The sequence below is a fragment of the Bacillus sp. FJAT-22090 genome (assembly GCF_001278755.1).
Classification (GTDB): Bacteria; Bacillota; Bacilli; order Bacillales_A; family Planococcaceae; genus Psychrobacillus.
Genome location: NZ_CP012601.1, coordinates 3,302,810 through 3,326,971 on the forward strand (window position 1 = coordinate 3,302,810; position 24,162 = coordinate 3,326,971).

Sequence of the window (24,162 nt, forward strand, 5' to 3'; positions counted from 1 at the left end):
ATAAAATTCTGAAACTTACTGTCATTATATTTCTTTTACAATTGAATAGCTATTCAGTTTTAACATATAAAATTATGCGTGTTATAATAGGAATTACATTGGAGGGAATAAATTGACGAACATTAGCCGACAACCGGCATTCATTTATACATATGCATACAATGATGCAGAACGCTCTCTATGTCATTTGGAGATGCGCTCTTTTTTTGGTATAGATACTGAGTTAAAAATATTGAAAAGTGATATAAAAATTGATCCGAATAGAAGTCCTTTTATGAAGGGAAGATTAGAGATACTAGCAGATGGTGATGAAGTAGAAGAAATCATTGCTCAAGCATCTGCATTTGGATCGGAAGAAGAAACAAACAAAGTAATATTTTTAAAAATTAACGATCGCCAAGGGCAAGATAAAATTGAAAATAAAGAACGTCTTCAAATTGAGCGGGCTATAGGTAGTGAAATGCAAGGTGACTTTGATCTTCATAATCCCCATCAGTTGTATGCAATCGTTCCATTCGGGGGACGCTGGTATTTTGGAATATATTGCAAAAGCGAACCTATCTGGTTTCATCATATGAAAAAACCAAAAGAATATTCTACAGCTTTAAGCACTCGTGTTGCTCGGGCTGTTGCAAATATTGCAGTTCCACACCCAGAAGGTATTCAAGCAATTGATCCTTGTTGTGGAATTGGAACGGTTCTTGTAGAAGCACTATCCATGGGGATCGATATTGTTGGAAGAGATATAAACCCTCTCGTTTGTGTTGGTTCCAGGGAAAATATCGCATACTTTGGTTTAACCGGAGATGTGCAAAAAGGGGCAATAGAAGATATTACGGAAACCTATGATGTGGCTATTATTGATTTGCCCTATAATTTATATACCCATGCATCATGGGATGAGCAGTTTGAGATTTTAAAGCATGCAAGAAGAATTGCAAAAAAGGTAGTCATCGTCACAATTGAATCCATGGATGAGCGTTTAAAAACGGTAGGCTTTCAAATAACGGACCGATGTATAACAAAGAAACAGCAGTTTTCTCGTGAAATAGTTGTCTGTCAGTAAAGTAATGAGGAAGGAGGGTGTAGGATGAAAGATCTATCCATTAAGGCGCTTTTAGATGTAATTGGGGAGTTATTTTCTGATGAAATTTCTATAGCAGTTTCTAATACGGAGAAATATATTTATTATCGACCAAGCAAAAGAATCGATTTAAAAATTTTGCCAGGAGATCCTGTCAAGGAGGGTACAATTGCATATAAAGCTATACATACTAAGCAAAAAGCTTCCGAATTTATTGATCGCGAAGTTTTTGGTGTACCCTATCATGGAATGGCGGTTCCATTTGAGTTTAAAGGGGAACTGGAAGGCTGTGTTTTAGCGATATACCCTTCATTCACAGAAGGAAAATCTGTAATTACGATAAAAACGCCAGATGGTTGGATTCCTATACCTTTTTCAGATGTATTGTATCTAGAGGCGAGAGATCGTAAAACGTACATTGTAACGAAAAATTTATCTGGAACGCATACTAGTTCTCTGCAAGACTTTGAATATAGGCTACCGAGAGAAATGTTCATTCGGTGTCATCGATCTTTTATTGTAAATGTACATCATATAAAAGAAATTTATCCAGATACACATTCTACTTTTGTGCTAGCGATGGATAATGAAGAAAAAATTTCTGTGAGTCAATCCTACTCGAGCTACTTTCGAAAGTTATTAGGATTCTAAATTAAAACGTTTGAATAAGGGGATGTTGTCCTATTATTCAAGCGTTTTTTTGCTTGAAATACATTAAAAAGAAGAAAAAATAAAATGAAAATATAAATTGTTCTGTTTCGGTATAGTTATTTTCTGTTTCATTCATCTAATAATAAAACTTAACAAGTTTTTTCGAAATTGTGACAAATACACGATAAGATTTATTTAAGTGTATTTTTTCAAAGGAGATGAAATTTGTGGTAAATAATCTTGAGCGAATTAAAGATAGTAGTTTACATAGTCTTGTAGTTGGAGCAGATGAAGCTGCATTATGGATTCAAGATGGGATGACATTGGGGTTAAGCGGATTTACACGTGCAGGTGATGCGAAAGCGGTTCCATTTGCTTTAGTAGAACGAGGAAAAAACGAAAAATTTAAAGTTAATATTTTTACAGGAGCATCGTTAGGTTCTGATTTAGATAAATTACTGTCTGAAGCTGGTATTATAAATAAGCGTTTACCGTTCCAAGCAGATGCGACGATGAGAAAAAATATAAATAATGCGAATCATTTATTTGTTGATCAGCATTTATCTCATACTGCAGAAATGATACGTTCAAGCGTCTTGCCTACAATTGATTTTGCTATTGTGGAAGCGGTTTCAATCACTGCTGATGGTATGATTATCCCGACTACATCTGTAGGTAACTCCTTAACATTTGTGTCACAGGCAAAAAATATTATTGTGGAAATAAACATGGAGCATTCCGAATTGTTAGAAGGACTACATGATTTATATGAACCAGCAGAGCAAGGGAAAAGAGAGCCAATTCCTCTTAAAAAAGCAGAGGACCGAATTGGGACAATTGGAATTCCTTTTGATTCTTCAAAAATTAAAGGAATTGTGTTCACAAACCATAAAGATTCACCCTCTACTATTGTGCCACCAGATCAGGAAACACAAGAAATGGCTAATCATTTAATGGAATTTTTGCGTGAAGAGGTTAAGGTAGGTAGACTTACAAAAAAACTGGCACCAATTCAAGCTGGAATAGGCTCTGTTGCAAATGCTGTTTTACATGGAATGATTGACTCTGAGTTTGAGAATCTTCAAGTTTATTCGGAAGTACTTCAGGACTCCGTTTTTGAACTAATGGATGCTGGAAAAGTCAATTTTGCATCTGCTTGCTCAATCACTCTATCAGCAGAAAAAATGGAGCAAGTTTATGGAAATCTAGAAAAGTATCGTAACCAACTTGTGTTGAGACCACAGGAAATTACTAACCATCCGGAAATCATTCGTCGACTCGGTTTAATAGCTATTAACACGGCGCTTGAATTTGATATTTACGGAAACGTAAACTCTACGCATGTTTCTGGAACAAAAATGATGAATGGTATTGGTGGTTCTGGAGATTTTGCTCGTAATGCACGTATAGCGATTTTTGTTACGAAATCTACTGCAAAAGGTGGCAATATTTCTAGTGTTGTTCCTTTCGCATCCCATGTCGATCATACAGAGCATGATGTGGATGTAGTAGTGACTGAGCAGGGGTACGCGGATCTTCGAGGACTAGCACCTAGAGAACGTGCAAAGCTAATAATTGAAAATTGTGTACATCCAATGTATAAAGAACAATTAAGAAATTATTATGAGGAAGCATTAACAAGAGGTGGACAAACTCCTCATGTATTGGAAAAAGCATTTTCATTCCATACGAACCTAGCGGAAAATGGAACGATGCTAGAAAAAGTAAATTCTATTGTATAAGTTAAAAACCGATTCCAAGATAATGGAATCGGTTTTATTTTTATAGTAGTCTATAAAATGTGTTTCAGCAACTTGGAGAGGGTAATGCGGATGTGCGCTTGCCGCACGCTACGCATGAGCCTCCGCAGGATGAGTCGTTCCTCGTCGCTCCCACATCCTTTACGGGGTCTCATTCTTCGCGCTCTTGCGGCGATAAGGCGCACATCACAACCACCCCTTCAAAGTAATACCTACGTTAATGATGTAGCCAAAAGTCTGTCCACAGCAATCCAGAAACAATTGAAAACAGATATTATATTCTAAGGGCGCTTGCGCTTTTCCTATACTGTATAGCTCCATCGCCTAGCCCCTTGAGGTCAAATAACCTTCCCCTAACGGAAGTCAAAGCGCGACTTCGTTGGGGGAAGAACATTTGCTTGGAGGCCCACACGAAGTGGGTCATACAGTCGTTGCGACACGATGTCGCGAACTTAGACTGTATTCCTCTTCATAGGCGCTTGCGCTTTTCTTAGTGAATATCTTTTTTCTTAAATCTTCCACCGCGAACTTCAGCAACATTGCCTAATGCAAGAAAAGCATGTTCATCAAATTCTTCTACAATAGATTTTAGCTTGGCTTCTTCCAGTCGCGTAACAACAGTGAAAATTACCTTTTTATTGTCTCCTGTATATGCGCCTTCTCCATGTAAATAGGTTACACCACGCCCTAAGCGATCCATTATTGCGTCTCCGATATCCTCTATATGGTCACTGATGATATAGACAGATTTAGACTCATCTAATCCTTCAATCACAATATCAATCGTTTTAAATGCGATAAAGTAAGCTAAAAATGAGTACATTGCCTGTTCCCATGTAAAAATAAAACCAGCGATTGCGAAAATGACTAAGTTAATAATCATGATGATTTCACCAACAGAAAATGGGGTCGCCTTATTAAATAAAATTGCTAGTATTTCCGAGCCATCTAAAGAACCTCCATTACGAATGACAAGACCAACACCCATGCCTAAAACAATTCCACCAAACACAGTAGAAAGTAATAAATCAGAAGTAATAGCATCAATATTATGTAAATAAGAAGTACAAATGGATAAGACCGTAATACCAAACAAGGTTGACAATGCGAAGGTTTTTCCAATTTGTTTATAACCTAGGAAAAAGAAAGGGATGTTCAAAATAAATATAAAGATACCTAAACGAACACCTGTAAGATGAGATAAGATGATGGATACTCCTACTACGCCTCCGTCTAAAATCTGGTTAGGGACTAAGAATAGTTCCAAACCAATGGACATTAATATTGCTCCTAAAGCAATCGTCAACATCCGTGCAAACAAAACCTTTTTAGGGGTACTTTTATGTGGGAATTTGCCAGGCTTGACGGCGGTATTCGCACTTTTAGCTATGTCACTCAATTTTAATCTCCTCTTTTCTGAAAATAGCATATATATTTTATTTTATAGAATATTTATACATAGTGAAAGAGGAAAACGGTATAATAATTATATTTCTTGACAATACAAAGTGATGTAATTATGATGGTTACATCGGAAGGTGAAAAGACATGAAAATAAGCAGTCGATTTACAGTGGCCGTTCATATACTATCTCTCATAAATTATGATCGTAATGTTATTTGTACTTCAGAGTGGATTGCAGAAAGTGTAAATACAAATCCAGTAGTAATTCGAAGAGTTATGGGTAAGCTAAAAAATGCAGGACTCATAGATATTCGTCGTGGGCTAGGAGGAGCAACCCTTCAAAAACCGTTACAGGAAATAACGTTATTAGATGTGTATCGAGCGGTAGACGTGGTAGATGAGGGAGAATTATTTCAAATGCATGAAAACCCGAATCCGAATTGTCCCGTGGGAGCAAATATACAAGGTGTACTCGAATTAATTCTTTTTCGTGCACAAGATGCTATGGAAGCTGTGTTAAAAGAAGTCACAATGGAAGAGCTTGTAAATGTGTTAAATCAAAAAATTGGATAATCATTCAATTTTTTTGATATAGTTGTAACTTTTATGGTTACAACAAAAATAATATCTTCGGAGGGAATATAAATGAAAATAGGCGTAATTGGAGCAACAGGAAAAGCAGGAAATTTAATTTATAAAGAAGCAGCTGACAGAGGGCATGAAGTAACTGCAATTGTAAGAAATGCTTCTAAAGTAGAAGATAAAAATGCAAACGTATTAGAAAAAGATGTTTTTGAATTAACAGGAGAAGACATGAATCAATTTGATGTAGTAGTCAATGCAATTAGTGCTCCTCCGGGTCAAGAACATGTACATGTAGAGGCCGGAAAATCATTAATAAGTGCATTAAAAAATGCACCCGAAACAAAACTAGTAGTTGTTGGTGGAGCTGGAAGCTTGTTTGTAGATGAAGCTAAATCAATCAAATTGATGGATACACCTGAGTTCCCTAAAGAATATCTTCCAACGGCATCAAACCAAGGAAAAAACTTAGAAGACCTAAAAGCATCAGAAGGTATTCAATGGACATTTGTTAGCCCTGCTGCATTCTTTAATCCAGAAGGAAAAAGAACAGGTGCTTACCAAAAAGGGAAAGACAATTTCATTGTAAATGCAAAAGGGGAAAGTTATGTTAGCTATGCAGACTATGCTGTAGCCGTAGTAGATGAAATAGAAAATCCTCAACATGTAAACGAACGTTTTACAGTTGTATCAGAAGCAGAGTAAAACGATGGAGATTGGTATTTATACCTTTGGTGATCTTGGTCCAAATCCGCTCACTGGAGAAACTACAAGCACATCACAACGACTAAAAGAAATAATAGAACTTGGAAAAATGGCTGATGAGGCAGGGCTTGATATATTTGGGGTAGGAGAACATCATCGACTAGATTATGCAATATCCTCTCCAGCTGTTATTCTTTCAGCGATTGCCCAAGCAACACAAAATATTAAGTTAACAAGTGCAACTTCTGTGCTAAGTACATTGGATCCTGTTCGTTTATTTGAAGACTTTGCAACATTAGATCAAATCTCAAATGGGAGAGCGGAGATTATAGCCGGAAGAGGAGCATTCGTAGAGTCTTTTCCGCTTTTTGGATATGATTTGAATGACTATGATGCTTTATTTGAGGAAAACATTAAATTACTTCAGCAATTAACTAGAGAAGAAATAGTAACCTGGCACGGGAAATTCCGTCCAAATCTAACAAATGCCATGATTTCTCCTAGGCCAATACAAGAGGAACTTCCAATTTGGATAGGAGTAGGCGGGACCCCAGAAAGTGCAGTTAGAGCAGGGAGACTTGGAACAGGTATGGCTCTTGCTATACTCGGGGGAAATCCTCGCAACTTTAAACCACTTGTAGACTTGTATCTACAAGCAGGATTAGATGCGGGTCATGCGCGTGAAAGTTTAGCTGTTGGAGTAACAGGCCATACGTATATTGCTAAAGAAACACAACAGGCCAAGGAGGAATTTTATCCATATTACTCTAATTATTGGTCTTATGTAAATAAGCAGAGAGGTATGGGAACGAGAATGTCTCGAGCTGACTTTGAGCAAATGGCGAGTCCTGAAACTGCATTGTTTGTAGGAAGTTCACAACAAGTGATTGAAAAAATTCTTATCCAACATGAACTATTTGGACATAAACGTTTCATTGCCCAGATGGATATTGGGGGTCAATCATTTAGTACGATAGCAAAAGGTTTGGAACTTCTCGCAACAGAAGTGGCACCAATAGTAAGAAGAGAGACTAATAAATAGATGTCAAATAGACTTGAGGGCTTATTTAAACCTCAAGTCTATTTTTTTGTAAATAGTTAAAATAATTGAAACATTTAATATTATCTGTCAAAATAAATATGAAACTATTAGTTATTAAATAGTTTTGAAAACGCATACAAAAAATATTTATGCATAATATGTGTAGTGCGAGGACAATCAAGAAGGGGAGGAATTACAGAATGGTTTATGCATTTCCGAATACAGAAGGCTCGAAGGTTTCATTTAAGGACAAGTATGAAAACTATATTAATGGCGAGTGGACACCCCCGGTAAAAGGTCAATATTTTGAAAATGTTACACCAATAACAGGTAAAGTATTTACACAAGTTGCTCGTTCAACCTCAGAAGATATTGAGCTTGCCTTGGATGCAGCTCATGCAGCAAAAGATGCATGGGGAAAAACGTCCGTTGCTGAACGATCCAATATTTTAAATAAAATTGCAAATCGTATAGAAGAAAATTTAGAAATGCTTGCAGTTGCAGAAACATGGGATAACGGAAAGGCTGTTCGTGAGACACTGAACGCAGATTTACCACTAGCTATAGATCATTTTCGTTATTTTGCAGGGGCAATCCGTGCTCAAGAAGGTGGGTTAAGCCAAATTGACAACGATACGGTAGCTTATCACTTCCATGAACCTCTAGGTGTGGTAGGACAAATTATCCCTTGGAACTTTCCGCTATTGATGGCTGTTTGGAAGCTTGCACCAGCACTTGCGGCAGGCAACTGTGTGGTCTTAAAACCTGCTGAACAAACACCTGCATCTATTTTAGTACTTATCGAACTAATTGGAGATTTATTACCACCTGGTGTTGTAAATATTGTGAATGGATTTGGTTTAGAAGCTGGAAAACCTCTGGCATCTAGTTCACGTATAAGTAAAATAGCGTTTACCGGAGAAACAACAACTGGACGTTTAATTATGCAATATGCTTCTCAAAACTTAATCCCTGTAACTTTAGAGCTTGGGGGAAAATCACCAAACATATTCTTCGAAGACATCATGGATCAGGACGATGCGTTTTTAGATAAAGCGGTAGAAGGATTCGTTCTATTTGCTTTAAACCAAGGGGAAGTATGTACATGTCCTTCTCGAGCACTTATCCAAGAATCTATTTATGATAAATTTATGGAAAGGGTACTTGCACGTGTGGAAGCAATTAATACAGGGAATCCACTAGATCCATCCGTCATGATGGGAGCGCAAGCTTCAACAGAGCAGATGGAAAAAATCTTGTCCTATCTTGATATTGGAAAGCAAGAAGGAGCAGAATGTTTAATTGGTGGAGAACGTAATACGCTAGATGGAGAACTAGCAGAAGGATATTATATTAAACCAACTGTTTTTAAAGGTACGAACAATATGCGCATATTCCAAGAGGAAATCTTTGGGCCTGTTGTATCCGTAACAACATTTAAAACAAAAGAGGAAGCTTTGGAAATCGCAAATGATACATTATATGGATTAGGTTCTGGTATTTGGACACGTGATATGAACACGGCTTACCGATTCGGACGTGGAATTCAAGCAGGGCGTGTTTGGACAAACTGCTATCACCAATATCCAGCGCATGCTGCATTTGGTGGATATAAAATGTCAGGTATTGGTCGTGAAAATCATTTGACGATGCTAAGTCATTACCAACAAACAAAGAATCTACTTGTAAGCTACAATGAAAACAAATTAGGATTCTTTTGATAAGAAAGGGTGCGTGTAGATGGTTGAACGCGTAATCGCTACAGACGCTGCACTAGAACTCATTAATTTATTGAAAGGCAAACATGGTCCTTTAATGTTCCACCAATCGGGAGGATGCTGTGATGGTTCTTCACCGATGTGTTATCCAAACGGGGATCTTATAGTAGGAGACCAGGATGTATTACTAGGACATATTGGAGATACGCCATTCTATATGCACAAGAACCAGTTTGATTATTGGAAGCATACGCAATTAATCATCGATGTGGTAGACGGTCGAGGTGGAATGTTTTCTCTTGAAGGGGTAGAAGGTAAACGCTTTTTGACGAGGTCAAGAGCTTTCACGGTAGAAGAAAATAAACAGTTACAGAATTGAATATAAACGAATTGGAAAGACTTTGATAGTCTTTCTAATTCGTTTTTTTATGTTAGATTCGGCTATACTATACATAAAGGTTTAAGTGAAAGGGGTTTATTCTAATGGTAGAAAAACTGTTACGCAGTCATGCATCAGTAAGAAAATATAAAGACTATACACTTTCGAAAGAAGAGGTTTATGAGCTTATCGAAACTGCTCAGCATGCAGCTAGTTCTCATTTTGTTCAAGCGTATAGTGTTATATGGATAACAGATGAAGTTAAGAAAGAAGAATTGGGTAGATTATCTCGCAATCCACAGCAATTTGAAACTGCAGGAGCGGCGTTTTTATTGTGTGCTGATTTTAATAGACTTCAAGCAGCGGGTAAATTACATAATACGGAGATTGTAGTAGATACAACAGAAAATGTACTTGTCGGAACAGTGGATGTAGCATTATTTGCACAAAACCTTGTCATTGCAGCAGAGTCAAAAGGATATGGGATCTGTTATATTGGTGGAGTACGAAACGAACCGACAAAAATCAGTCAATTATTTGACTTACCGGAAGGGGTATTCCCACTATTTGCAATTACTCTAGGATTACCAGATCAGCAAAATGAGGTCAAACCTCGTCTTCCGGTTGAAGCTATACTCCATGAGAATGTGTATGATAGTGCAAAATATGAAATACTGCTAAAGGAATACGATCAAACGATGGAGGAATATTATGCTAGTAGGGGATCCAATCAAAAGATAGCGAATTGGACAAATTCTATGGCAGAATTTCTTGAAAAGCCTAGACGCTCCCATATGGCAGAATTTCTAGCTACTAAAGGATTTCATTTTAAATGAAAAATAAATGGACAACAGAGCTAGTGAAGAGTTATATGGAGCCTCATCGCAATGAAGAAAATGCTTTACCGATGGCGAAATATATGAAAAATCATTTTCCTTTTTTGGGTATAAAAACACCGGAACGTCGAGTGATTTTCCGCAGCCTACTAAATGAATTAGAGCTTCCACCAGAAGAATCATTACAGGACGAAGTATGGTCACTTTATCAGCAAGATGAGCGAGAATATCACTATGTGGCTATTGAGTTATTAAGCAATTTTCAAAAGAAGCTAACTACAAAAGATTTATCTTTTTGTCAAAAACTAATCGAAAATAAATCATGGTGGGATAGTGTGGATTCCATTGGCCCTAACATTGTTGGAAGGATTGTAAAATCCAATAGGAGTGAGGGTGAGGCCGTGATGATGGAGTGGGCTAAGTCTCCCAATATGTGGACAAACCGAGCTTCTATTTTGCATCAGTTAAAATATAAAAAAGAAACGAACGAAGCACTCTTGTTTGCAACGATTGAGCGGCATAGTAATTCTAAAGAATTTTTTGTTCAAAAAGCAATAGGTTGGGTCTTAAGAGAGTATGCAAAAACAAACCCAGAAATTGTACGGGAATTTGTTGGAAATACCCATCTTGCTCCGTTAAGTAAACGGGAAGCGTTGAAGCACCTAAAAAAAGGTGAAACAGTGACGTAATTAACAAAAAGAGAGGAGGGAAGTTAATCAGTAACTTTCCTCCTCTCTTTATTCACAATAAAGGTATAATGTTTGATTTGTTTGTAGTAAATCTATCACACAAGAGCAGACTAGAGAAATTGTTCACAACTTATTCCGAAAAGAAATTTTCCGTGTAATACGGGGTATCTTCTTTGTTAAACGCTGTGCCTACTCCTAAGCTTTCAAAATCTGCACTTAGTATATTTTTACGGTGCCCCATAGAATTCATTAGTCCTTCATGGGCAAAAATACTACTAGATTGTCCATAAGCCAAGTTTTCTCCTGCATAAGAAAATAGTAAACCATCATCTTCAAGTCGATCGAATGGAGATTTTCCATTGAGGTTTTCATGACTGAAGTAATTATGGATGGCCATATCTTCACTATGTTTTCGAGCCGTTTCACTTACTGCTTCATCATACGTAAGAATAGAAAGGCCACGAATAACGCGAGCGGAATTTGTTAAGTCAAAAAGCTGAAACTCAAACCCCTTTTTTAGCTCTTCGGAAGGCTCCCCAAATGTCGTTTGATGGTCCTTCTCAACAGATTGGGCTACTATTTGTAAAGCAGTAATCGTGTTACTTTCATGTAGATCATAAAATATCGTTATATAATTTCCATCTATTAAATATAAATCATATTCCCCGTTACTTGGTAGGATATAGACTATGTTACCTTTCTTGAGTTTAGTGAGGGGTTCACCAAGCACCGCATGGACCTCATCCCTAGTACTGTCTATATTCAAGCCTAGAAAAGAAGACTGAGAAGGCTGGTTTGTAAACATAGCGTTTGCTACGTTATTAATATCATATGAAACCATCATGAAATTTTTATAGTTCTCATGGTACGTATGCCAAACTAAGTTATACTCATTCAGACTAACTCTTTTAGCAGCACCATGAATTTTCTCAATTTCACTTTTTTTCATACCAATTGTTATTTTATCTAGTTCTATCCCATTTCCTGCAGAAGGCTTTTGTTCAGAAGAAATTGTATCAGCTGGTTCCTCTTTTAATTCCTCCCAATATGCTTTTGCCTCATTTAAATATTGACCGACCTCTAAAGAGTCAATCCAATTATCTACGGGTGTTAAGAAGGTTAAATCTACATATTCGGAAGCATATTCTTCCCATAATGGTCTAGAGAAGAAAATGGCTAAAACTAATAGTAAAAACCAACCTATTTTTCTCATCGCAATCACCGCCTAACTTACTTACTTATTGCACCACACACTATTCGAGCACCTGAGTTTCCAGCAGGATCGGTTTTATAATCATCCGCATTTTCATGGATAATTATAGAACTACCATCCGCATCTAACAGTGAATTGCTTTTCCCAGCTGTTAATACAACAGCGGGTGAAACTGTTTCTAACTCTACTTTACCATCTTCGTCGACTTCTATGTTAGGTAAATCCCCAGCATGATATCCTTTTGGATTTTGGAAGCCATGCTCTTTATGCTCTGGGTTAACATGCGCTCCTGCAGTAGTAAACTCTGGCTTTTCACAAATAGCCTTTTCATGAAAATGGATCGCCTTCGTTCCCGGAGTTAGTCCTTCCGCTTTTAACAGGATGTGTACTCCTTTAGAATGTTCAGAAAGTGTAGCTTGTCCAACTTCTTTTCCTTCTGTGTTCAATAATGAAACTTGTAACGATTCGTTTAAATCTGCATCTGCCGAGGAAAAGTTACATCCTCCCATGAAGATTGTTACTACCATTAAATAAAAAATGTATTGTATTTTCAACTAATTACCCTCCCCAAATGATATTCCATTCAAGTCTTACCAAATTTAGGGTAAATATACATGGATGATTAATAAAAATGGTAAAGAAAACCGTTTAGCGTATATGCTAAACGGTCGTTTTCTTCTGTCTAACTATAAATACAATCAGAGCGATTATAAGAAAAATAGTAGAAAATAAATATAAATTTTGATAACCAAGTTGGGTTGCAATGATTCCAAGTATATAGGAACCGATCGCTAAGCCTGTATCAAAGAGTGTAAAAAATGTGGCAGTTGCATAGCCGCTTCTCTCATGCTTCGTCGATTGGATTGCAAGCGTTTGGAAGCTTGGCACTACTGCTCCGTATCCTAGGCCAACAAATGCTCCTGAAAGTAAGTATAGAAAAGGAGAGTCTACATAAGCAAGTAAAACAAGCCCTAAGATAAAGGAAAGTATACCTGGAATAATAATATATTTAGGTCCTTTCTCGTCGAAAATTCGTCCAGTAAATGGTCTTGTTACAAGCATTACTATGGCAAAAACGGCAAAAAAGCTGCTTGTTAAATGGAGCAATCCTTTACCTTGTGAGTAAATAGATAAATAAGACAACACACTAGCGTAAGAAAAAGCAATTAAACTAGCCATCAATGCTACTGGTAAAGCCTTTTTCTCAAAAAGATCATTCCAAGTTAATTTCGTTTTGGGTAGCGAAATAGCAGGCTTCTTATCTTCTGGAATCATGAGTGCAGTAAGTGCACCAATTACTAATAAAGCGGTTAAGGCTAAAAACATGAATTCATAAGAAAAATATTGAACTAGTGTTAATGCAATCAATGGGCCAACAACTACTGCTAAGTTAGTAGACATTGTAAAATAACCTAGTCCAGCACCGCGTCTTGAAATCGGAATATTATCTGCAGCCATCGATCCGCTTGCGGTAGTTGCGATACTAAAGAAAATACCTTGAACAAATCGTAAAACTAATAATGCTTCAAATGGTTCAATAAAATAGTAAAGCGCTGTACATACTAAATATAGAGACAACGTTGTCCAAAGCATTTTTCGCTTTCCGACGATATCTAGAATTTTACCAGAGAAAGGTCTAACTAAAATTGCAGAAATTAAAAAAATGGTCATTAATAAACCAGCATCTTCATCTGAACGAGATAATACATCTGTTGCATAAAGAGGAAGCACAGAAACTAAACCATAAAATATAATAAAGATAGAAAAGTTTGTTGTGAACAAACTGATAAATGGTTTTGTCCATATGGGTTCTTTCTTTTTCAAAACAATTACGCCACCTTGTTTATTTCATTTTTTGTAGGAGCTGGATTAGTAAAATTTGCTCTTCAGGCGTGAGATTAGAGACAGTTCTCTCTTCAAATTCAACAATTGAAGCTTTAATTTCCGGAAAAACAAGTAGGGCCTTTTCCGACAATTTCACGATTTTTTCCCTGCGATCTTTACCAGGGTAAATATCTACCCATCCGAGCTCAACTAAGCGATAAACTGTACGAGTAATCGTAGGAGCTTCCACATTTAAATACTTCCAAATTTGAGTTAAAGACATTTCTCCATGCTTCTTAATGCAGAAAAGAACAGACCATTGCGATGCATATAAATTATGTTTTTTTAATGTATAATTTATCTCGTTTGTTAAATAACGAGTTTTTTGAAAAAGCTCATGAAAAAGTGGATTCATTATTCGGAAACTCCTTATACGATTAGTTTATTGTTTACCTAGTTAAATATTTTACTTCTATGTTCGAAATTTGTAAAGGTATTGATTCGAAGGACATAATGTGATGACAGAGTTTCCTATTATTCACACAAACGTTTGGGATTCTATTTGGGCAGTACCTGTTATTCGCATAATAACAGAAATAGTGAAAAAGGTATTCCCCATTAAACCACAATATGTATCATCAATTGCAACAATAATTGGATTATTCATTTCTATATTCACAGTCACCCACATGACTTGTCCGCAGGTTTTTTTATGGTTTTTTTTTATAGCGCAGCAGCAATTGGGTCTTATGCTTCCTTAAAAACATCCTTTTATGCTTATCGAAATCGCACATAAAAAAGGATACTAATTAAGTGCGACATTTTAGTATGGAAATCGAACCCTAAGAACTAGCGATACGCCATGTTGGACCATCATGTAATTATCCGTACGATTGATTTACAGAGGGCGGCTCCTCAGCGGAAAGCTTCCGCCAGAAGCAGAAATCAACAGTCTATTCACCATTTTTTTATTGTAAAAGAAAAAAACTGCAGACAAGCTCAAAATTCTTTGAGTTTGTCTGCAGTCTGAGCGTATTAAAAAATAGTACGCTTGATTCTTAGAAGCATTGGAATGAAGCGATTCTATTTAAATCTGTACCATAATATGTCCATCTGCGACCGTTCCATCTCCAGCCAGCAACTGAATTTCTACCAACAAAAGTTGGGAAGAACCAGAAAGAACGTCCATTTGTTAGCCATACATAGGTATTGCGGAATAGACAACCACGAATAGCACCTGGATCTACTGCAAAAACTCCTACACTCTGTTGTCTTTGAGGAACGAAGGATGGAGGGGCACTTGTAGGCGCTCCTCCTTGCTGTTGCTGACCAGGTGGAAATCCTGGTGGAAAAGAAGGACCCTGTCCTGGAAACTGCCCTGGACCCTGCCCTGGAAATTGCCCTCCCGGGAATTGCCCTGGAAACTGTCCTCTACCTGGTTGAAAATCTGGGAATTGATTCATTAATAAATCCTCCTTTCACTATATATTCAACATAGTATATGTGAGGAGGATTAATATGGAACGGTTATAAGGAATGGATATTAGTTAGTGCTTTTTCTAGTAATTGCTCACTTGAGAGAATCTTTTCTCCTCCGCCTTGGGCAATAGTATCGTTTCCTCCACCTTTGCCGTTTATGAAAGGCAAGATAGATTCCATTAGTTGTTTCATACTTTGTTCCACAGCTTGACCTTTAGCGGAAACTAATTGTAAGCGATCTTCATTTTCAGATATTAAGATACAGATTGATTGCTCTGATTCAGAAGTGATGAATTTTGCAAGCTTTTGAAGCTCTTGAATTGTTCGTCCTTGGAAAGTTGATGAGATTAGTCGTCCTTGATTATTTTGAATAAGTTGTTTTGCTTCATAATGCAAAAGCGTTTCTTTTAAGTTTGCTATTTGTTTCTCATGTGCTTTTCCGTTATACAGTAATGCCCTTACAGTGTCTTCTAGTTTTTCTTCAGGTGTGCTTAAGCTTTGTATCAAATTAGAGACTATTGATTGTTTACGGTGTAAATGCGATATTACTCGATTACCACAAATAAACTCCACTCGAATCATTCGTTTTTGTTTTTCGGTTTGCAGAATTTTGATTAGACCAATCTGCCCTGTTGATGTTGGGTGTGTACCACCACATGCATTATCATCAAAATCTGGGATAAGAACAAGACGTATATCTTCTTTGACTTTTGTAGCTTTTCGAAGTTTATAGTCCTTAAGATCGGCTTCCGTAACCCATTTTGTCTCTATATTCCGGTTCTCCAAAATAATTTGATTTGCGAGGTCTTCAACTTGTTGTAACTGTTCCTCTGAAACTTCACTCGTATCTATATCAATTGTGGAGCTATCCTTGCCTAAATGAAAGCTAACCGTTTGCAAACCAAACAAGTTATCAAAAGCAGCTGACAATATATGCTGCCCACTATGTTGTTGCATATGGTCAAGACGTCTTTTCCAATTGATAGCTCCTTCCACATACTCTATATCGGAAGGAAGGTTTGTTGCTAAGTAATGTCTAATCTCCCCATCTATTGTTTCTACATTCGTAACTGCTATATTATTTAATGTGCCTGTATCATGTGGTTGCCCGCCACCAGTAGGATAAAACGCAGTTTCCGAAAGGACAACATAATCCTGCTCTTTTTTAATAACCTTTGCGGAAAATGTTTGTATGTATGCATCTTTATAATAAAGTTTAATCGTCATGAACTATCACTCCCTTATTAAAATATAGCATGATAAAGAGGAGACCGCATTTTTAATACGGTTTCCAGGTTCTTCATAAAGGCTTTCACTCTAAGACAGCTCTTTGTAATATCTTGAATTAAAAATCTATTCACGTCCTAATGTACTGTAACTTAGGCAAACTTTAGTCAATACAATATGAAATTCGCGATTAAAATAATAAATTTGCAATAGTATTTATTGTCATTCTTCCCTATACTGGAACTATATAGAAGAATTGAGGGGAAATTATGAACTCATCTGCACAATTTTATTGGGATACATTTTGGAAAGGGAGAGTGAAACCTACATCTGTTAGTGCATGGCAGTTTGGAGGAATTCCAGATGAGTTAGCCCAACTAGTTGTCGATGGGGTTAAAACGGCAACTTGTTCTGGACACATCTTTTATAAATTAGAAAAAGAACCTCTACCAAAAGTGGATGACTACAGTGTTGTGCTAAATAGCCAAGATGAGCCAGTTTGTATTATTCGAACTACTGAAGTAACAATTTTGCCTATGAACAAGGTATCTGCAGAATTTGCATATGCTGAAGGAGAAGGAGATCGTTCTTACGATCACTGGAAAAATGCTCATGTTCAGTTTTTTACAAAAGCATTAGAGGAAGTAAATTTAGAGTTCTCCGAGGATATGTTGCTAGTTTGTGAGCGCTTTGAGTTAATCGATACCAAATAATGGAGTGAGAAGATGTTCAAAGCTGTTATGTTTTATACAAATCAATTAAAGATACTAAAAGGTTTCTATAGCAATGTGTTAGGGCTTCAAATTTTAGAGTCAAGCAGTTCCTATTTCACAGTATCTATTGGTACGTCCACGCTTACTTTTTGTGAGTCCGAGCAATCGACATTATACCATTTTGCTATTAATATTCCAGGTAATCAATTTACGCTTGCTAAGCATTGGGCATTAGAAAGAGTGACATTAAACAGAGAAGATTCTGTAGACGAAATTTACTATAAACGTTTTGATGCAGATGCTTTCTATTTTGAAGATCCAGCAGGGAATGTAATTGAATTCATTGCAAGACGCAGTGTGGACAAATGGAGCGACTTTAGTGTGGAATCACTATTAAATTTAAGTGAGGTAAGTATTACTACCCCTTTTGTTCAAGAAGTAGGAGATCAACTCCAAGATATTGGTATTCCAATTTCAGGTCACGTAGACATTGAACCAGATGAACTAAATTTTTTAGGAACGGAAGATACGTTTATTTTGTTAGTTCCACCTAATAGAAGATGGTACTTTTCTAAAAAAATAAGCGAAAATTCTCCTTTAGAAATAGAGCTTGAAGATGGCCAATGCCTTATAGTATCGAATGACGGAAAGATGCAAATAAAACAATAAAAGCGACAGAAAAATTCCTCTTTGGAATTCTCCTTGCCGCATTTGTTCGCTATTAATTTTGATGGGCAATCAGTGCTTGGGATAAAGTAGAATATATTTTTATCGATGAAAAGTCTATTTCTAAGGATAGCGCTGTACGAGCTAATTCTGGTCGTATACCAGAAAAAATAGGCTCTACACCAATCAGTTTAAGTGCTACTAGAAGTTGATATAGCTGTTGGGCCACCATTGTATCCAGAATAGGAACTCCAGATAAATCAATAAAAATAGTAAAAAGTTTTTTTGCAGTGCATTGCTCTAAAGTCGATTCCAATATTATTTGACTCCGTTGGGAATCGATTTTACCAACAAGTGGTAACACACCAATGCCCTCCTTTATTGGGATGACAGGACTGCTTAGCTCTAAAATTAGAGCTTGTTGATATTCGAGCATTTGCTGAGTTAGTTCGTAATGATGTTTTGAAAATATTTGCACTATATAATCAAAGGCTGAATTCATTTCATTTGACCAACTAGAGACATCGTCTACAGTAACTATCTTATCAGTAGATTTAATGAATTCTTGCACAAAGTTCCAATAAACTTTACGTGTATTATTAAATCCCTGAATACTTTCATGAATAGGGAATGATTCTGTAGCTCTTTTTTCAGCAACTTTAAATGCACGATTATCAATATATTCTTTAAATTTATCTTTGTTTTGTACAAAAATAGATGTAATAGCTTCTATTAAAGCTTCATTTTCTTTCCTTAAATATGCTTCAGTTTTTAATGTAACATATGTTGGGTTTGCGAGAAGTTGACAGGTAATCCATTCATCTGTAATTTTTGATTTATTCTCTATTAAATAATTATATAAATCTTCATTAAGTTTACTCATGGAATCCCTCGTTTTCTATATTCTAGTAATTATATTGTAGATTACTTAATGATTTTATACTAGTGATGTTCTTATACAGTGGCATAGCTTGGAGGGAATTAAATGCAAAAAAACACATGGCTAATCATCATTATGGCTATGCTTTTACTTATCGGTGTAGTTTATGTTTTAAATAACAATCAAAAAAACGTAATAGAGGATAAAACAAGTCAGTTAAGTGTAGCTACTCACTCTTTTGAGAAAGTATTGGCTTATGAAAATGACTACATGGGAGACGCAGCTAATACAAGTAATCTATTCAATAACTTGCCGCTAGCTAATTATAAAAAAAGTATAGAAATGGATTCAGAGAAATTAATATTAGTTGTAAACTATGATTCTCTAAGTAGTAAAGAAACGGAAAAAGCAGTCATTTACAACACTACAGCTGCTTTTGTGCTAATTAATAATATAGAAGAAATCCATTTACAGTATTCAGATCGAATATATGTCGTTAAGAAAGCTAATGTGAAAGAATGGTTTGGAAACGACTTTTCTCAATTAATTAATCCAGAAGTTTTTAAGAAATTAGTACAAAAACCTTTGCTGGAGAAGGATAGCGGTGCATGGCTAAATCTTTATACAAAACAGGGGGAATAAACAATGATGGGTAGTTTAATGACAAGAATAGAGCAAATTCAAAGAGAAATAGATTTTTCAGGGGTGACTTTTGTTAAAAATGGAGAATCAGTGCTTTTAGAATCTAACACTGGCTATGCTAATCGTGGAGACTCTATAAAAAATATGAAAGATACACGTTTCGGTATCGCATCTGGCTGTAAAATCTTCACAGCTGTTGCTATTTGTCAGCTTGTTGAGAAGCAAAAGCTAACGTTTGATACGAAGCTTATGGAATGCTTAGATATCTCTTTTCCGTATTTTGATGAAAATATAACAATTCATCACCTATTAACCCATACATCAGGTATTCCCGATTATTTTGATGAAGAGGTTATGGATGATTTTGAAGAATTATGGATAGCTAAACCGATGTATCATATGCGTCATTTGGAGGATTTTTTACCTTTTTTTCAAAATGAAAAAATGAAAGCTAATCCAGGTGAGCGATTTCACTATAATAATGCTGGCTATATTCTTCTAGGTTTAATCATTGAAAAAGTGAGTGGACAAGTATTTACCGATTATGTACAACAACATGTTTTTGATAAAGCGGGAATGGTCGATTCCGGTTATTTTGCTTTAGATAAACTTCCTGGAAATGTTGCTACTGGGTATATAGATTACAAGGACGGCACTTGGAAAACAAATGTATATTCATTGCCTGTCCAGGGGGGTTCGGATGGAGGAGCCTTTGTAAGTGCTATGGATATGGTGAAGTTTTGGGATGCTCTTTTGGGTAATGCGCTATTAAGTGAATCGGTAACTAATCAATTACTTTTTCCACATGTACTGGAAGATGGGAATGACTTTTATGGTTATGGAGTATGGATTGCTAAAAAAGAGGGAACTATTTTTAAGTATCATGTAATGGGTTATGACCCAGGCGTAAGCTTCCATTCTGCTTTTTATCCGCAATCCAACATCACACTAGCGATATGTGCAAATATCTCTAAAGGCGCATTTAAAGTAATGAAAGAAATAGAAGATGAACTGATGTGATAAGATTAAAAAATCCTGCAGAAGTAATGCAGGATTTTTCAACTCTTTTTTCGCTCTTCTCTTTGTTTTCGTAGTAGTTTATAGGCTAGATAGAGCATAGTGATTCCCAAGACCAATGAAAGAATGGAGAAAAGGATACTATTAAGACCTTTTCCAAATACTAATAATAGAAGATATAGTGGGACAATAATATATATAATCTTTTCTGCGTTAAGTTTCAGTTTGTTCTCCCCCTAATATGTTTTGTATATTCATTATAACAACAAAATAGTTAGGGCATTATTTTCTAACTAGAAAGTGATAAAATAATTTAATGGAGGTGGAATTTTTGAATATAACATCCTATGAGGTTGAAAAAATAAAAGATCCTACAGGAATCATTGTAGGGGATCGTTACGAATTTTTACTTGGTATTGAAGTACCGGAAGAAGATGAACTATTTGAAGAAGGCGATTCTTTAGATATAAGGGTTATTTTAGCAGTGGAAGATGCAGTGGAACGAATTGTTCAATATCACATTTTAAACAGAAGCAATGGCAAAGTATTGGATTTTGGTTTAGAAGACGAAGAAGAGGCACTTGTTCTCAACTTTTGTAAGGAACATTTTAACGAGGCAATATAAAAAATACTTTAGAGAAGGGAGATCCTTCTCTTTTTTAATGTATAAAAATGTTTATTCACGCAGCGATTTATCTTAGCTGTTTTCTTCTTTTGATAATTGGGGTAAACTGTAAGATAATGATTTAACACTATTCATCAGGAAATCACCACTAGGGAATAATGTTAATTCCTGCATGAATGTGACAGATTTTAAGGAGACTTTATCGGGTGAGCTCGATAAACATCTAGACACAAAGACGCCAAGGCGAATTTCATCATTAATAAAGGTGGCCATTTTAATGGAAATTACGAAGATAATGGAATATGTAAGTATATTAGAAGTCAAAAACGAAAAAGAGATAGAGATAACCGGACTTGCCTATAACTCTCGAAAAGTAGAAAAAGGACAAGTATTTGTTTGTATAAAAGGATTTAAGGTAGATGGACATCAATTTGCGGGACAAGCAGTTGAAAATGGTGCGATTGCACTAGTTGTCGAAGATTTTATAGAGGGATTAGAAGTTCCTCAGTACAAGGTAGAGAACGGTCGTGTTGCTCTTGCGACGCTTGCAGATACATTTTATAATCACCCAACGAGAAAATTAAAAACAATTGGAATAACTGCGACAAATGGGAAAACTTCTACATCCTTTATGACAAATGCCATTTTAGAGAATCATGGATTGACTACAGGATTAATGGGGACGGTAGTTGTAAAAATTGGAGATTATGCAGAGCCATCCGAATTAACGACTCCAGAATCTCTAGATTTACAACGCTTTTATGCACAAATGGTCGACGCTGGAGTTACTCACGCAACAATGGAAGTCTCTTCTTCAGCACTAGAGTTAAATCGAGTGGGCTGTGTTGATTTTGATATAGTAACTCTAAATAATATAAGTAGAGAGCATATTGATTTGCATTCTTCTTTCGAGAATTATTTTATGCATAAATCTAGTCTTATTCGTAACGCGGGAGCTGACAAGGTCGCTATTTTAAATCTAGACGATAAATATTCTGCTTCGCTTGTAAATAAAACAAAAGCAAAAGTAATCACAATAGGAGTAGAAAATCAAACAGCAGACGTCTTATGTAAAAACTTAGATTTATCGACAGGACGAGCTATATTTACTGTAGATATTACACGTGACCTAATTACATCAGATCTTGTTATTCCAAAGCAGCAATTTCAAATTGAACTTTCTACTCCTGGATTCCATTCAGTATATAACTCAATGGTAAGCATTGTCATTGGGTTACTTTGTGAAGTACCTGTTGAAACTATTCAAAAAAGCTTATTTGAATTTGTTGGAGTGGAACGTCGTTTTGAAATAATCTTTGAAGAAGATTTTAAAATCATTGATGATCATTTCGCTAATAGTGGAAATATAGATATTACGTTAGGAACATTAGAAAAAATGGAATTCAATCGCGTATCACTTGTATATGCTATTCGGGGAGATCGTGGAGTAACGGTCAATAAAGAAAATGCAGAAGCTATTGCAAGATGGGCTCCTAGACTTGGTATTCATGAAATCACTGCAACCCTTAGCCGATCACATGTCACTCAGAAGGATGTAGTTTCAGATGCGGAGGTTGCAGTATTTAAAGAAGTAATGGATGAAGCAGGTATTAAAGTTCATCTGTACGAAGAGTTACCAGATGCAATTGAACGTAGTTTGGGAGAAGTGACGGATGGCGATCTATTGTTACTGGCTGGATGTCAAGGTATGGATTATGGTGCAAAGATTGCGTTGGAACAACTGGAAACCATTCGACCAGATGTAGACAAAAAGAAGCTATTCCAACCGCTTGAAAAACGAGTAGCAGGGAACTCGTAAAAGTAAAACAGGGGCTGTTCTGAAAGTCATAAAAAGACTTTTAAGGGCAGCCTCTTTCTTCATAGCTGCTCTAGTGCGACATTATTACGTTCCAAGCGGACGCATTCCGCGGGCGAGCGCCGATCTAAAACATGCAAATGACATTTCCTCTAGATGTTATTGGAGAAACTTTCGTTTCTAAACCACATTTAAAACCCGCGTTCCAACCGTATAACAATCACCAAAGTATGGTGATTTTCGAATTACAATAGCCACAGGATTACAAAAAAAGAGAGGGGATCGTGACGCTAGTCACGACACTCCTCTCCTAAAAATCACACGGTAATGATGTAGCCAAGTCTGTCCACAGCTCTCTGGAAACGATTGAAAATAGTTTTGCTTTTAAATGGCGCAATTTTCAAATGCAGACAGGGGTACTTCCCTTTACTCAGTTTCTCGGGTATTATTTTCACTATTTTCTACTACATGCTTAAGGATGGATAGTTTGTTATGCCAGAATTGCTCATAGTAAGAAAGCCATTGATTTAATTCCTGTAATGGTTCTGTATGAAGGCGATAGATCTTTTCTCTTCCAACCTTTTGACAACTGACTAACTCAGCCTCCGTTAACACGTTAAGATGTTTTGCTATTGCGGTACGACTCATTGGGAAGTGGGAAGTGATTTCCGAAATCGGTAGCTCTTTTTCAGCTAGTAACTTTAAAACCTCTCTGCGAGTTGGATCGGCTATGGCCTGAAATACATCATACTTTTTTGCAGAAGTTTCCACTTAGTTTTCAATAGCCTTTCTTAAGCGCTCTTGTACGATTCCTTCCCAACCATGAGCCATTCTATCACGGATAACAGAACTTTTTTCATTCGGTTTTATAAGTTTGTCATCTGCTTCTTTCCAACCGCCATGAATAAGAGTAAATTCTGTTTTATCGTTCATCTCTTTTAAAATAAATGAAACAAACCATCCTTCTGTATCCCAAATAAAAGAAAGCTTATTTGGCGGGTCTACTTCTGTTACTTTACAAGGGGATGGACCGAAAGGAGATTGAATATGAAACTCGTATCCCTCTTCTAATTGAAAGTCATTCGGCATAAACCATTTTGCAATCCCGTCAGCGGTTGATACATTTTCCCATACTTTTTGAATAGGTGCATTTATAGTGACTGTTTGTATAATATCTTTAAGTTTATTTCCCACTTAATATCCTTCTTTC

General features: G+C 36.4%; 27 protein-coding genes. 16 read left to right on the top strand and 11 right to left on the bottom strand.

The window, feature by feature from the left end; translation table 11 throughout:
- Window positions 1-112 precede the first annotated feature (112 nt).
- The 3 genes from AM499_RS16545 to AM499_RS16555 all read left to right on the top strand — a co-directional run bounded on the left by AM499_RS16545 (window position 113) and on the right by AM499_RS16555 (window position 3,477).
- Window positions 113-1,066 carry a TRM11 family SAM-dependent methyltransferase gene (locus AM499_RS16545; RefSeq protein ID WP_053591238.1) on the top strand — a complete coding sequence of 318 codons (954 nt, stop codon included), beginning with the start codon at window positions 113-115 and terminating at the stop codon, window positions 1,064-1,066.
- Window positions 1,067-1,090: 24 nt separating this feature from the next.
- Window positions 1,091-1,735 carry a LytTR family DNA-binding domain-containing protein gene (locus tag AM499_RS16550; protein ID WP_053591239.1) on the top strand — a complete coding sequence of 215 codons (645 nt, stop codon included), beginning with the start codon at window positions 1,091-1,093 and terminating at the stop codon, window positions 1,733-1,735.
- Window positions 1,736-1,962: 227 nt separating this feature from the next.
- Window positions 1,963-3,477 (top strand): succinyl-CoA:acetate CoA-transferase ScpC, encoded by a 1,515-nt coding sequence (locus AM499_RS16555; RefSeq protein WP_197275568.1) that lies wholly within the window; start codon window positions 1,963-1,965, stop codon window positions 3,475-3,477.
- Between the two features lie 508 nt (window positions 3,478-3,985).
- On the opposite strand, the gene AM499_RS16560 is transcribed toward AM499_RS16555, so the two are convergent.
- Window positions 3,986-4,804, bottom strand: a complete 819-nt coding sequence (locus AM499_RS16560; RefSeq protein WP_231687585.1) for a YitT family protein — start codon at window positions 4,802-4,804, stop codon at window positions 3,986-3,988.
- Window positions 4,805-5,043: 239 nt separating this feature from the next.
- Between AM499_RS16560 and AM499_RS16565 the strand changes: the two genes are divergently transcribed.
- The 7 genes from AM499_RS16565 to AM499_RS16595 all read left to right on the top strand — a co-directional run bounded on the left by AM499_RS16565 (window position 5,044) and on the right by AM499_RS16595 (window position 10,850).
- Window positions 5,044-5,472, top strand: a complete 429-nt coding sequence (locus AM499_RS16565; protein ID WP_053591241.1) for an Rrf2 family transcriptional regulator — start codon at window positions 5,044-5,046, stop codon at window positions 5,470-5,472.
- Between the two features lie 72 nt (window positions 5,473-5,544).
- Window positions 5,545-6,186 (top strand): NAD(P)-dependent oxidoreductase, encoded by a 642-nt coding sequence (locus tag AM499_RS16570; protein ID WP_053591242.1) that lies wholly within the window; start codon window positions 5,545-5,547, stop codon window positions 6,184-6,186.
- A 4-nt stretch (window positions 6,187-6,190) separates the two neighbouring features.
- Window positions 6,191-7,228 carry an LLM class flavin-dependent oxidoreductase gene (locus tag AM499_RS16575; RefSeq protein WP_053591243.1) on the top strand — a complete coding sequence of 346 codons (1,038 nt, stop codon included), beginning with the start codon at window positions 6,191-6,193 and terminating at the stop codon, window positions 7,226-7,228.
- Between the two features lie 200 nt (window positions 7,229-7,428).
- On the top strand, window positions 7,429-8,949 hold the full coding sequence (gene adh, locus AM499_RS16580) for an aldehyde dehydrogenase (RefSeq protein ID WP_053591244.1): 1,521 nt from the start codon (window positions 7,429-7,431) through the stop codon (window positions 8,947-8,949).
- Window positions 8,950-8,968: 19 nt separating this feature from the next.
- Entirely contained in the window at window positions 8,969-9,325 is a 357-nt protein-coding gene (locus tag AM499_RS16585; RefSeq protein ID WP_053591245.1) for a DUF779 domain-containing protein, read from the top strand.
- 104 nt (window positions 9,326-9,429) lie between these two features.
- A complete protein-coding gene (locus AM499_RS16590; protein ID WP_053591246.1) occupies window positions 9,430-10,161 on the top strand; it encodes an NADPH-dependent oxidoreductase in 732 nt (243 codons plus the stop codon).
- Entirely contained in the window at window positions 10,158-10,850 is a 693-nt protein-coding gene (locus AM499_RS16595; protein ID WP_082355293.1) for a DNA alkylation repair protein, read from the top strand. The genes AM499_RS16590 and AM499_RS16595 overlap by 4 nt, the downstream gene beginning before the upstream one ends.
- Window positions 10,851-10,980: 130 nt before the next feature.
- Here the strand turns inward: AM499_RS16595 and AM499_RS16600 are convergent, their stop codons facing one another.
- From AM499_RS16600 to AM499_RS16630, 7 genes are all read right to left on the bottom strand, one after another.
- A complete protein-coding gene (locus AM499_RS16600) occupies window positions 10,981-12,063 on the bottom strand; it encodes a CAP domain-containing protein (protein ID WP_053591247.1) in 1,083 nt (360 codons plus the stop codon).
- Window positions 12,064-12,080: 17 nt separating this feature from the next.
- Window positions 12,081-12,617 (bottom strand): superoxide dismutase family protein, encoded by a 537-nt coding sequence (locus AM499_RS16605; RefSeq protein ID WP_231687481.1) that lies wholly within the window; start codon window positions 12,615-12,617, stop codon window positions 12,081-12,083.
- A gap of 106 nt (window positions 12,618-12,723) precedes the next feature.
- A complete protein-coding gene (locus AM499_RS16610) occupies window positions 12,724-13,887 on the bottom strand; it encodes an MFS transporter (protein ID WP_053591248.1) in 1,164 nt (387 codons plus the stop codon).
- A gap of 19 nt (window positions 13,888-13,906) precedes the next feature.
- On the bottom strand, window positions 13,907-14,302 hold the full coding sequence (locus AM499_RS16615; RefSeq protein WP_053591249.1) for a MarR family winged helix-turn-helix transcriptional regulator: 396 nt from the start codon (window positions 14,300-14,302) through the stop codon (window positions 13,907-13,909).
- A 123-nt stretch (window positions 14,303-14,425) separates the two neighbouring features.
- The gene (locus AM499_RS22325; RefSeq protein ID WP_156316815.1) at window positions 14,426-14,566 is read right to left on the bottom strand and encodes a hypothetical protein; all 141 of its coding nucleotides are present in this window, start codon (window positions 14,564-14,566) and stop codon (window positions 14,426-14,428) included.
- A gap of 379 nt (window positions 14,567-14,945) precedes the next feature.
- A complete protein-coding gene (locus tag AM499_RS16625) occupies window positions 14,946-15,350 on the bottom strand; it encodes a hypothetical protein (RefSeq protein ID WP_053591250.1) in 405 nt (134 codons plus the stop codon).
- A 64-nt stretch (window positions 15,351-15,414) separates the two neighbouring features.
- The gene (locus tag AM499_RS16630; protein WP_053591251.1) at window positions 15,415-16,593 is read right to left on the bottom strand and encodes a serine-tRNA(Ala) deacylase AlaX; all 1,179 of its coding nucleotides are present in this window, start codon (window positions 16,591-16,593) and stop codon (window positions 15,415-15,417) included.
- A 269-nt stretch (window positions 16,594-16,862) separates the two neighbouring features.
- Between AM499_RS16630 and AM499_RS16635 the strand changes: the two genes are divergently transcribed.
- Together AM499_RS16635 and AM499_RS16640 are read left to right on the top strand one after the other, a co-directional pair.
- A complete protein-coding gene (locus AM499_RS16635) occupies window positions 16,863-17,306 on the top strand; it encodes an ASCH domain-containing protein (RefSeq protein WP_053591252.1) in 444 nt (147 codons plus the stop codon).
- A 12-nt stretch (window positions 17,307-17,318) separates the two neighbouring features.
- The gene (locus AM499_RS16640) at window positions 17,319-17,975 is read left to right on the top strand and encodes a hypothetical protein (protein ID WP_053591253.1); all 657 of its coding nucleotides are present in this window, start codon (window positions 17,319-17,321) and stop codon (window positions 17,973-17,975) included.
- 52 nt (window positions 17,976-18,027) lie between these two features.
- On the opposite strand, the gene AM499_RS16645 is transcribed toward AM499_RS16640, so the two are convergent.
- The gene (locus tag AM499_RS16645; RefSeq protein WP_053591254.1) at window positions 18,028-18,855 is read right to left on the bottom strand and encodes an STAS domain-containing protein; all 828 of its coding nucleotides are present in this window, start codon (window positions 18,853-18,855) and stop codon (window positions 18,028-18,030) included.
- A gap of 102 nt (window positions 18,856-18,957) precedes the next feature.
- Between AM499_RS16645 and AM499_RS16650 the strand changes: the two genes are divergently transcribed.
- The 4 genes from AM499_RS16650 (at window position 18,958) to AM499_RS16665 (ending at window position 22,955) form a co-directional block, all read left to right on the top strand.
- A complete protein-coding gene (locus AM499_RS16650) occupies window positions 18,958-19,494 on the top strand; it encodes a DUF4825 domain-containing protein (RefSeq protein WP_053591255.1) in 537 nt (178 codons plus the stop codon).
- Between the two features lie 3 nt (window positions 19,495-19,497).
- Entirely contained in the window at window positions 19,498-20,514 is a 1,017-nt protein-coding gene (locus AM499_RS16655) for a serine hydrolase domain-containing protein (protein WP_053591256.1), read from the top strand.
- Window positions 20,515-20,842: 328 nt separating this feature from the next.
- Complete coding sequence (locus tag AM499_RS16660) at window positions 20,843-21,136, top strand: DUF6509 family protein (protein WP_053591257.1); 294 nt, start codon at window positions 20,843-20,845, stop codon at window positions 21,134-21,136.
- Window positions 21,137-21,413: 277 nt separating this feature from the next.
- The gene (locus tag AM499_RS16665; protein WP_053591258.1) at window positions 21,414-22,955 is read left to right on the top strand and encodes a Mur ligase family protein; all 1,542 of its coding nucleotides are present in this window, start codon (window positions 21,414-21,416) and stop codon (window positions 22,953-22,955) included.
- A 423-nt stretch (window positions 22,956-23,378) separates the two neighbouring features.
- Here AM499_RS16665 and AM499_RS16670 read toward each other — a convergent pair whose 3' ends face one another.
- Both AM499_RS16670 and AM499_RS16675 read right to left on the bottom strand, forming a co-directional pair.
- Entirely contained in the window at window positions 23,379-23,723 is a 345-nt protein-coding gene (locus AM499_RS16670; protein ID WP_053591259.1) for an ArsR/SmtB family transcription factor, read from the bottom strand.
- Window positions 23,724-24,146, bottom strand: a complete 423-nt coding sequence (locus AM499_RS16675) for an SRPBCC family protein (RefSeq protein ID WP_053591260.1) — start codon at window positions 24,144-24,146, stop codon at window positions 23,724-23,726.
- Between the last annotated feature and the right edge of the window lie 16 nt (window positions 24,147-24,162).

Coding starts and splice junctions, on each gene's coding strand:
- AM499_RS16570 (WP_053591242.1), top strand. CDS start 5,545: ATGAAAATAGGCGTAATTGGAGCAACAGGAAAAGCAGGAAATTTAATT.
- AM499_RS16560 (WP_231687585.1), bottom strand. CDS start 4,804: ATGTTGACGATTGCTTTAGGAGCAATATTAATGTCCATTGGTTTGGAA.
- AM499_RS16595 (WP_082355293.1), top strand. CDS start 10,158: ATGAAAAATAAATGGACAACAGAGCTAGTGAAGAGTTATATGGAGCCT.
- AM499_RS16630 (WP_053591251.1), bottom strand. CDS start 16,593: ATGACGATTAAACTTTATTATAAAGATGCATACATACAAACATTTTCC.
- AM499_RS16650 (WP_053591255.1), top strand. CDS start 18,958: ATGCAAAAAAACACATGGCTAATCATCATTATGGCTATGCTTTTACTT.
- AM499_RS16640 (WP_053591253.1), top strand. CDS start 17,319: ATGTTCAAAGCTGTTATGTTTTATACAAATCAATTAAAGATACTAAAA.
- AM499_RS16635 (WP_053591252.1), top strand. CDS start 16,863: ATGAACTCATCTGCACAATTTTATTGGGATACATTTTGGAAAGGGAGA.
- AM499_RS16655 (WP_053591256.1), top strand. CDS start 19,498: ATGATGGGTAGTTTAATGACAAGAATAGAGCAAATTCAAAGAGAAATA.
- AM499_RS16600 (WP_053591247.1), bottom strand. CDS start 12,063: ATGAGAAAAATAGGTTGGTTTTTACTATTAGTTTTAGCCATTTTCTTC.
- AM499_RS16625 (WP_053591250.1), bottom strand. CDS start 15,350: ATGAATCAATTCCCAGATTTTCAACCAGGTAGAGGACAGTTTCCAGGG.
- AM499_RS16575 (WP_053591243.1), top strand. CDS start 6,191: ATGGAGATTGGTATTTATACCTTTGGTGATCTTGGTCCAAATCCGCTC.
- AM499_RS16590 (WP_053591246.1), top strand. CDS start 9,430: ATGGTAGAAAAACTGTTACGCAGTCATGCATCAGTAAGAAAATATAAA.
- AM499_RS16615 (WP_053591249.1), bottom strand. CDS start 14,302: ATGAATCCACTTTTTCATGAGCTTTTTCAAAAAACTCGTTATTTAACA.
- AM499_RS16645 (WP_053591254.1), bottom strand. CDS start 18,855: ATGAGTAAACTTAATGAAGATTTATATAATTATTTAATAGAGAATAAA.
- adh (WP_053591244.1), top strand. CDS start 7,429: ATGGTTTATGCATTTCCGAATACAGAAGGCTCGAAGGTTTCATTTAAG.
- AM499_RS16665 (WP_053591258.1), top strand. CDS start 21,414: ATGGAAATTACGAAGATAATGGAATATGTAAGTATATTAGAAGTCAAA.
- AM499_RS16565 (WP_053591241.1), top strand. CDS start 5,044: ATGAAAATAAGCAGTCGATTTACAGTGGCCGTTCATATACTATCTCTC.
- AM499_RS16585 (WP_053591245.1), top strand. CDS start 8,969: ATGGTTGAACGCGTAATCGCTACAGACGCTGCACTAGAACTCATTAAT.
- AM499_RS16550 (WP_053591239.1), top strand. CDS start 1,091: ATGAAAGATCTATCCATTAAGGCGCTTTTAGATGTAATTGGGGAGTTA.